This window comes from Roseinatronobacter ekhonensis, assembly GCF_900499075.1.
GTDB classification, from domain to species: Bacteria; Pseudomonadota; Alphaproteobacteria; order Rhodobacterales; family Rhodobacteraceae; genus Roseinatronobacter; species Roseinatronobacter ekhonensis.
Genome location: NZ_UIHC01000006.1, coordinates 130,233 through 138,702 on the forward strand (window position 1 = coordinate 130,233; position 8,470 = coordinate 138,702).

The window sequence follows — 8,470 nt, forward strand, 5'->3', positions numbered from 1 at the left end:
TGCAGAAAATGGTCCGTGCTGAAGCGCGCGCCATTCAACATGCCAGCCTGATTTCAGCGGTCAGTGCAGTATTGTGGCCCGCGCAGGCAGCGTTGGTGGCCCTGGCAATCAGCCGGATGCTGACTGCGCCGGACAGCGGCATCGTGCCACTTATTGCAGGCTTTGTCGCTTTGGGGCTGATACGGGCCGCACTGTCCGCGATGGCAGACCGCAACCTGCAAGCCAGCGCCCGTGCTGTCGTGGCGGGTGCGCGCGAAACCCTTGTGCGGTCGGAAGCCGCGCGGGCCGGTGACACGCGTTTCGGCGGGGCTGGGGCCATTGCCGCGCTGGGCAGCACAAAGCTGGACCTGCTGATCCCCTATATCACCCGCTATCAACCCGCGCGCTTGCGCACTGCGTTGGTGCCGCTGGTGATCCTTGCGCTGTCCTTCTGGCAGGCATGGGTCGTCGCGGCAGTCCTGCTGGTTGCGGGGCCGCTGATCCCGGTGTTCATGGCGCTTGTCGGCTGGGCCGCGAAAGAGGCCAGTGCGCGCCAACTGGCAGAGATCGGCACGCTGAACGACACGTTGGTCGAACGGTTATCGGCCTTGGCCGATATTCGGGTTCTGGGCGCGCAATCGCAGGTGCTGGACGGCTTTGCCGCGCGGGCAGAGGATCTGCGCCGCCGCACCATGCGCGTACTGGCCGTGGCGTTCCTGTCCTCAACAGTGCTGGAACTGTTCTCGGCGCTGGGGGTGGCAATGGTCGCGGTTTTCGTGGGATTCTCGCTGCTGGACATTGTCACTTTCGGCACATGGGGTGCCAAGCTGGACCCGGCGGCAGGGGTCTTCCTGCTGCTTCTGGCGCCCGACTTTTTCCAGCCGTTGCGGGATCTTTCTGCCGCATGGCACGACAAGGCTGCGGCAGAAGCCGTTGCAGAGGAATACCATGACTGGTCCCAGACCGGCGCTGCGGCGCGTCTGGGTGCGGGCATGGCCGCCATGCCGCTATCGGGCCCGCCAGAGATGACGGTGACGGATGCGCGTCTACCATCCGGTGTGTCATTGCCCGATTTGCACATTCGGCCAGGCGAGCGTGTGGCGCTTATCGGCCCCAGTGGCGCGGGCAAAACCACGCTGTTGCGGGTGTTGGCCGGGCTGGTGCAACTGCCCGGCGCACAGGTGCGCGTCGCAGGCCAGACGCTGGATGACAGCACCGCAGATGCGTGGCGCGCACGGCTTGGCTGGATGCCGCAAGCGCCGCATTTCCTGAATGCGAGCCTTCGGCGCAACATTGACATGGGCCAAGCGGATGCCGCCGCGACCGCGCGCGCGCTGGACCGCGCCGCGATCGGGCCGGTGGTCGCGGCATTGCCGCAGGGGTTGAATACCCGTCTGGGCGAAACCGGTGCGGGCCTGTCGGGGGGCGAGGGGCGACGCATTACCTTTGCCCGCGCGGTGCATGGTGCGCCGGATGTCATTCTGGCAGATGAACCGACCGCCGATCTGGACCCGGACACTGCCGCCCAGATTACCAAGGCGTTGCTGGCCGAAGGCGCGCGCGGCGCGACGCTTGTGATTGCCACGCATGACCAGACGCTTGCCGCGCGCATGGACCGTGTAATCGAGCTGAGGCGCGCGGAATGAGCGATATCTGGTACGTCTTTCGGCTGATCTGGACTGCGCAGCGCCAAGCTCTGCTGCGTGGTGTCGCGCTTGGCTTCGTCGTGCTTGTCATGGGCGGTTTGCTTCTGGGCGTGTCGGGGTGGTTCATCACCGCCGCCGCTGCCGCCGGGTTGCTGGGCATGGGCGCGGTGTTCGATGTGTTCAGCCCCTCTGCCGCGATCCGCTTTCTGGCGCTGGGGCGCACAGCCGCCCGCTACGGAGAGCGGATGCTGACCCATGATGCGACCCTGCGCGCGCTTGAAACCTTGCGGTTGCGCCTGTTGCGTGGGCTGTTGCGGCTGCCATTCAACGCCATGGCGCGGTTGCGCGGCGCACAGGCCATTGCCAGCCTGACCGCCGATATAGACGCGCTGGACGGTGTGCCCTTGCGGCTGGTTCTGCCCTTGATTGCAGGCCTTGGCACGCATGTTCTGGCGGTTGCGATTTTGTGGTGGCTGGTCGGGCCCGCGCTGGCACTCTTGTCCGGTTTGGGCTGGACTCTTGGCGCGGCACTTGTGATCTGGCTTGCCGCGCGGCCAGCCGCGCCACTGGCGCGCCGCGCCGAAGCCGCAATGCAAGCGATGCGGGCGCGGATCATTGATCTGGTGCGCAGTCGTGACACATTGGCCGCGCATGGGCGACTTGGCGCGCAGGCTGACAGTGCGCTGAAGGCACATGCGCGTTTTGATGCGTTACGCGCGCGGCTTGATACGGTCGAACGCCGCACCGGCGCTGCGGTATCCGTGCTGGCGACGCTTATGGCGGGGGGCGCGCTCTGGCTGGGGGCGGCGATGGTGCAGGCCGGACAGCTTGATGCAGCCCTTGCGGCGCTTGGCTTTTTCACCATGCTGGCTTTGGCTGAAACCGTGGCCCCTTTGCGCCGCGCCGTGGCCGATCTGGGCCGGATGGCGGTGGCCGCGCGCCGCGTGCGAAGGTCGCTGGACCGTGCGGATGCCGCGAGTGCGGGGCGCGTGGCCTTGCCCGAATACCTGCGGGTCGATGGCATTACACTTGCGCGGCCCGGTGGCGCAGTGGCGCTGGTGCGCGATCTTGGATTCGAACTGCACCCGCGCCAAACCCTTGCGCTGACCGGGCCCAGCGGTTGCGGCAAATCCACCGTGTTGCAGACGCTTGCCGGTTTGGTGCCGCTGGATGCGGGGCAGATCATGTTGGGCGACCTGTCGCTTGGCGACTGGTCCGAGGACGGCTTGCGCCAGCACATCACCTACCTGCCCCAGCGCAGTGCATTGATGGCCGGTTCGGTGCGCGAGGCGTTGCAACTGGCGCGCCCTGACGCATCAGACGCCGAATTATGGGCCGTTTTGCAGGCCGTTGCGCTTGCCGATACGATCAGCCCGAATGGTGGCTTGGACATGGTGCTTGGTCCGCGCGGCGCAGGGATGTCGGGGGGCGAGTCGCGTCGTCTGACGCTGGCCCGCGCAGTGTTGCGCCGCCCCACGCTTTTACTGCTCGATGAACCGACTGAGGGGCTGGACGACGCGACAGCCACACAGGTTCTGGCCGGTCTGCGCCGCTATCTGCCGGACGCCATGATCGTTCTGGCCAGCCACCATGCGCGAGAGGCTGCGACAGCAGACCGCACCATCACGCTGGGATAACTGGTGCCGCAGCTACGACTTATTGACATGGATCAATGTTGCGACTCGCTTACGGGCGCATTGCTCGGCCCATAACCGGGGGGTTCCCCTGCTTAAGTGGAGCAATGATATGGAATTCGGGATCGTCGAGCTGTCGCGCCTGCAATTTGCGATGACGGCCATGTATCACTTCCTGTTCGTGCCGCTCACGCTTGGTCTGTCACTTCTGATTGCCATCATGGAAACGGTCTATGTCATGACCGGCCGTGTGATCTGGCGGCAGATGACCAAGTTCTGGGGCACGCTGTTCGGGATCAACTTTGTGCTTGGTGTTGCGACCGGCATCACCATGGAATTCCAGTTCGGCATGAACTGGAGCTACTACAGCCATTACGTGGGCGACGTGTTCGGCGCGCCGCTGGCCATCGAAGGGCTGATGGCCTTCTTTCTGGAAGCGACCTTCGTCGGGCTGTGGTTCTTTGGCTGGGACAAGCTGAGCAAGGTGCAACACCTTGTCGTCGGCTGGCTGGTCGCCATTGGGTCGAACTTCTCTGCCTTGTGGATCCTGATCGCCAATGGCTGGATGCAAAACCCCGTCGGCGCTGAATTCAACCCGATGACCATGCGCATGGAAATGACGGACTTCTTCGCCGTTCTGTTCAACGAGGTCGCACAGGCGAAATTCGTGCACACCGTCAGCTCCGGGTATGTGACCGCATCGGTCTTCGTGCTGGGCGTGTCGGCGTGGTATCTGCTGAAGGACCGCCATATCGAGTTGGCCCGCCGGTCGATTGCCGTGGCATCCAGCTTCGGTCTGGCCGCTGCCCTGTCTGTTGTCCTGCTGGGCGACGAATCGGGCTATAGCGCCACGCACACGCAGCGCATGAAGCTGGCCGCCATGGAGGGCATGTGGGAAACGCATGATGCGCCTGCCGCCTTTACCCTTGTCGGCCTGCCCGATCAGGAAGCGCGGGAAAACCACTATGCCATCCACATCCCCTATGCGATGGGCCTGATCGCCACGCGCTCGCTGACCAAGGAAATTCCGGGCATCAACGATCTGGTGCTGGAATCGCAGGACCGTATCCGCAACGGGATCATCGCCTATGACGCGCTGATGACCATCCGCACGGACCGCGAGGCGACGGCACCGGATGTGCTGGAAACCTTCGAGGTCCATGGCGCCGACCTTGGCTATGCGTTCTTGCTGCTGAAATACACAGATGACCCGCGCAACGCGACCGAGGCGCAAATCCTGCAAGCCGCGGATGATACAGTGCCAACCGTCTGGCCGCTGTTCTGGGCCTTCCGCCTGATGGTGGTTCTGGGCTTTGCGTTCATCGGGGTGATGTTGTTCTTCTTCATCCGCAGCAATTTCGGCAGCCGCGACTATCCGCGCTGGGCTTTGTGGGGGGCTGTTGCCGCCATCCCGACGCCATGGCTTGCCGCTGAAATGGGCTGGTTCGTGGCCGAATTTGGCCGCCAACCCTGGACGGTGGATGGTGTTTTGCCAACTGCGATGTCGGTCAGCCACCTGTCGATGACCTCTGTCGCGCTGACCCTGATGGGCTTTGTCGCCTTCTACACGGTGCTTCTGGTGATCGAGATGTCGCTGATGCTGAAATACATCCGCAAAGGGCCAGAGCAGGACGTTGAAGAAACCGAAATCGCCATGGCACGCCACGCTCACCGGCTGCGCACCCATGACGGCAATGTGCCCCTTGGCACGCCTGCGGAGTAAGACTGATGATTCTTCACCAACTTATCGACTATGAAATCCTGCGCCTGATCTGGTGGCTGCTGCTGGGAGTGCTGCTGATCGGCTTCGCCCTGACAGACGGGTTCGACATGGGCGTGGGCGCTTTGCTGCCCTTCGTCGCGAAATCCGACACAGAGCGGCGCGTGGTCATCAACACCGTTGGTCCGGTCTGGGAAGGCAACCAGGTTTGGTTCATCCTTGGCGGTGGCGCGATTTTCGCCGCTTGGCCACCGCTCTACGCGGTCAGCTTCTCTGGGTTCTACCTTGCGATGTTCGTGGTGCTTGCCGCGCTCATCCTGCGGCCTGTCGGGTTCAAATACCGCTCCAAGCGCCCCTCGGCGCGCTGGCGCAGCGGTTGGGATTGGGCGCTGTTCATCGGCGGTGCGGTGCCTGCGCTGCTGTTCGGTGTGGCCGTGGGCAACGTGATGCTGGGCGCGCCGTTCCGGCTGAACGACAACCTGTTCTCGCTCTATGAAGGGACGTTCTTCCAGCTTCTGCACCCGTTCGCGCTGCTGGCTGGCGTTGTGTCGCTGGCGATGCTGGTGGCCCATGGTGCGACATGGTTGGCCGTAAAGGTGGACTCGCCCGACATTCTGGCCCGCGCCCGTCGCATCGGCTTTTGGGCCGGGGTGGTTGCAATCGCAGGTTATGCGCTGGCCGGTCTGTGGCTGGCATTCGGGATCACCGGGTTCCAGATGGTCGGGCAAGTCGTGACCGATGGCCCGTCAAACCCGTTGATGTCCGCGGTGGTGCGTGAGGGGTCGTGGTTGAACGCCTATAACGTGCGACCCTGGGCGATGATCGCGCCGGTCATGGGCTTTGTCGGCATGGCCTTGGCGGTGCGCGGCTTGGCCCGTGGTGGCGAGGTGTCGGCCCTGCTATGGTCGAAACTGGGGATTACCGGCGTCATCTCATCCGTCGGCCTGACAATGTTCCCCTTCATCATGCCTTCGTCCATAGACCCGAAATCGTCGCTGACGGTCTGGGACGCGTCATCTTCGCACCTGACCCTGTTCATCATGCTGGTTTGCACGGCCATCTTCATGCCGCTGATCCTGATCTACACCGCTTGGGTCTATAAAGTGCTGTGGGGCAAGGTCGATGAAGACGAGATGATCACCAACAAGAACGCTTACTGAAAGGAGCCGGAAAATGTGGTATTTCGCTTGGATATTGGGCCTACCGCTGGCCGCGATGTTCGCCGTCCTGAACGCCATGTGGTTCGAGATGCGCGAAGACAAGAAACTGACCGATGAAACTTGAAACCAACGCGCCCCGTGCCGTCTGACGCGGGGCGCGTGCTACACGGCGAGGACAAACGGGGCGCGGTGCCCAGATGCGCGGCAAAAGTCGCGCGCGACATCGGCACTCTGCCCGGCTGCCCAGCATACCCAAGGCATCTTGGTGCGCCCGCTGATGCAGACCGATTTTGATACAAAAAAGGAACGGACAGACCCCTTTGAAAAAGGAAATCCCGTTTCTGTTGGGGAAGTGATGGTGGGCGATAACGGATTTGAACCGTTATTGGTATTAATAAAAACAATCGCTTACGTGATGTTTTGTAACAGTGTGACGTCCCGAAAAATGTTAAAAATTTACGCTACGTCAGGCTCAGAATCTTGCGAAGCAAACCGGCTCGGTGACCGCGCTGAGGTAAAGCTTGGTCTGTAGCAACCTCAATGCACTGGCTGACGGTGCCTGTCATCAGAATCGAGCAAACCGTTGGGCAGCTTCGTATGCTGGAGGCAGGGAACCCGAGACGGCCTTCATCCGGCACGCCCGACAACTTGGCTCTACTCTCGATGCGATCGCGAGCTTCTAAATCTGTCTGACAACCCAGACCACTCTTGCGCGGATGTAGATCGCATTGCGAAGCGCCAGCTTGAGGATGTCGAACTTAGGATCGCTCGGCTGGAAATCCTGCGCGATAACGCCGCTTGCCTCACTGACCACGGAAAGGCAACCTGGGAGGCCGATTGCGCAGATCTACCCTTTGGCCGCGCTGGCCAAGATCGCCAGTTGCTCTACTATCTGCGCATGGTGGCGCGCTGACGCCTCCATGTTCCTGCTCATGCCGGGCGATGCGAGCCTTGCGCTCTTTGGTTGGCTACTCACGCAGCTCGAGGCCGACTTCGCCGACCGAGCCTTCGCCAGCTAAGGCGCAGTCTACATCGCCGCATCGCTACTTTGGATGTGGGGGCTACGGGCGCTGCCCACAAATCTGGAATTGCTTCACGCGTAAACAGATCTTGGTCTGTCTATTAAGGCAAGATTGTCTGACCTGTCGCGGCCCAATCTTTCAGAAACCCTGCAAGGCCGGCTTTCGTCAGCGGATGGTCAGTCAGAGCCCTGATTACTTGCGGCGGCATAGTCGCGGCATCCGCGCCAGCGAGTGCCGCTGCTTGAACATGGTTCGTCCCGCGCAACGACGCCGCAAGGACCTGGGTCTGAAAACGGGGATAGTTATCATAAACCTGCCGAATGTCGCGCAGCAGATCCACACCATCAAGGCCGATATCATCAAGGCGTCCAACAAAGGGTGAGATGAAGGTCGCCCCGGCTTTTGCCGCCAAAAGCGCCTGATTGGCCGTGAAACAGAGGGTTACATTGGTCTGGCAAGCCTCATCCGTAAGTCGTCGACAGGCGCGCAACCCGTCGAGTGTCAGCGGAAGTTTTACGCAGATATTTGGCGCGATGGCTCGCAAGACCTCTGCTTCGCGCATCATCTGGTCATATTCAAGACCCGTCACCTCCGCTGAGACGGGGCCGTCGACACACTCCGCAATCTCTGCAATCACGCTCAGGAAGGGTTTGTCGCTTTTCGCAACAAGCGTCGGATTGGTGGTCACGCCATCAATGAGCCCCGAGGCGGCAAGGGTCTTGATCGCGTCCAGATCGGCGGTATCAGCAAATATTTTCATGGTCTCTCCATTCAGTTCAGAGCGCGCTATCAATGCAGCTGGTGCAATGTCAAAGTCGCATCGGCGCTTTCATTCAACACCCGCTTGGCGTTGTTGAGGTCATTGCCATGGGTCTTGCCATAGGCCATCTGCGGTGACAGCCCGTGCGCGCGCCAGCGTTTCATCAGCCGCTGTTCGAGCGTGCCAAGTGACGGCCTTAGCGCGACCGTGGCATCGAGCAGACTGGCAACTTGTTGCCATGGCTGCGACGCGAGCAGCAGGTAATTCCCTTCGACGACAAGGATACCAACGGAGTCCGCAACGGTCCGGCCCGCCGGCACAGTTTGATCTTGGCTACGATCAAAAAGCGGGACCGCACCTGCGCTCCCTACCGGACGCAAGCTGCGCAAGGTTGCAACAAAGACGTCAGCGTCAAACGTGTGTGTCAATCCCGGAGCAAAATTGGCCAAGTTCCCGGTGTAAAATTGATCAGCTTGGTCGCGGTTTAGCTGCGCCTTGGCGCGGGTGCTCTCCAGATAGCTGACGTGTGCCAAGGCGCGCAGGCCGCAG

9 protein-coding genes are annotated in these 8,470 nt (G+C 61.9%); 7 read left to right on the forward strand and 2 right to left on the reverse strand.

Features of this window, described 5'->3' with window-relative positions; all coding sequences use genetic code 11:
* Nucleotides 1–8: 8 nt before the first annotated feature.
* The 7 genes from cydD (at nucleotide 9) to ROE7235_RS04805 (ending at nucleotide 7,052) form a co-directional block, all read left to right on the forward strand.
* Nucleotides 9–1,625, forward strand: coding sequence for a thiol reductant ABC exporter subunit CydD (gene cydD / locus ROE7235_RS04780; protein WP_121093531.1), 1,617 nt, complete (start codon nucleotides 9–11; stop codon nucleotides 1,623–1,625).
* A complete protein-coding gene (locus ROE7235_RS04785; RefSeq protein ID WP_121093532.1) occupies nucleotides 1,622–3,262 on the forward strand; it encodes an amino acid ABC transporter ATP-binding/permease protein in 1,641 nt (546 codons plus the stop codon). Before cydD ends, ROE7235_RS04785 begins: the two co-directional genes overlap by 4 nt.
* Before the next feature lie 109 nt (nucleotides 3,263–3,371).
* Entirely contained in the window at nucleotides 3,372–4,982 is a 1,611-nt protein-coding gene (locus ROE7235_RS04790) for a cytochrome ubiquinol oxidase subunit I (RefSeq protein ID WP_121093533.1), read from the forward strand.
* Between the two features lie 5 nt (nucleotides 4,983–4,987).
* Entirely contained in the window at nucleotides 4,988–6,139 is a 1,152-nt protein-coding gene (gene cydB / locus ROE7235_RS04795) for a cytochrome d ubiquinol oxidase subunit II (RefSeq protein ID WP_121093534.1), read from the forward strand.
* Between the two features lie 13 nt (nucleotides 6,140–6,152).
* On the forward strand, nucleotides 6,153–6,263 hold the full coding sequence (gene cydX / locus ROE7235_RS04800) for a cytochrome bd-I oxidase subunit CydX (protein WP_121093535.1): 111 nt from the start codon (nucleotides 6,153–6,155) through the stop codon (nucleotides 6,261–6,263).
* Nucleotides 6,264–6,404: 141 nt separating this feature from the next.
* Nucleotides 6,405–6,671: a hypothetical protein gene (locus ROE7235_RS19850; protein WP_147434168.1), complete on the forward strand. Its 267-nt coding sequence runs from the start codon at nucleotides 6,405–6,407 to the stop codon at nucleotides 6,669–6,671.
* A 51-nt stretch (nucleotides 6,672–6,722) separates the two neighbouring features.
* Nucleotides 6,723–7,052 carry a MerR family DNA-binding protein gene (locus ROE7235_RS04805; protein ID WP_370743436.1) on the forward strand — a complete coding sequence of 110 codons (330 nt, stop codon included), beginning with the start codon at nucleotides 6,723–6,725 and terminating at the stop codon, nucleotides 7,050–7,052.
* Between the two features lie 209 nt (nucleotides 7,053–7,261).
* Here ROE7235_RS04805 and fsa read toward each other — a convergent pair whose 3' ends face one another.
* Both fsa and ROE7235_RS20095 read right to left on the reverse strand, forming a co-directional pair.
* Entirely contained in the window at nucleotides 7,262–7,921 is a 660-nt protein-coding gene (gene fsa / locus ROE7235_RS04810) for a fructose-6-phosphate aldolase (RefSeq protein ID WP_121093536.1), read from the reverse strand.
* Between the two features lie 29 nt (nucleotides 7,922–7,950).
* The coding region (locus ROE7235_RS20095) for a nucleoside/nucleotide kinase family protein (protein WP_503128423.1) at nucleotides 7,951–8,470 on the reverse strand (520 nt) is incomplete at its 5' end.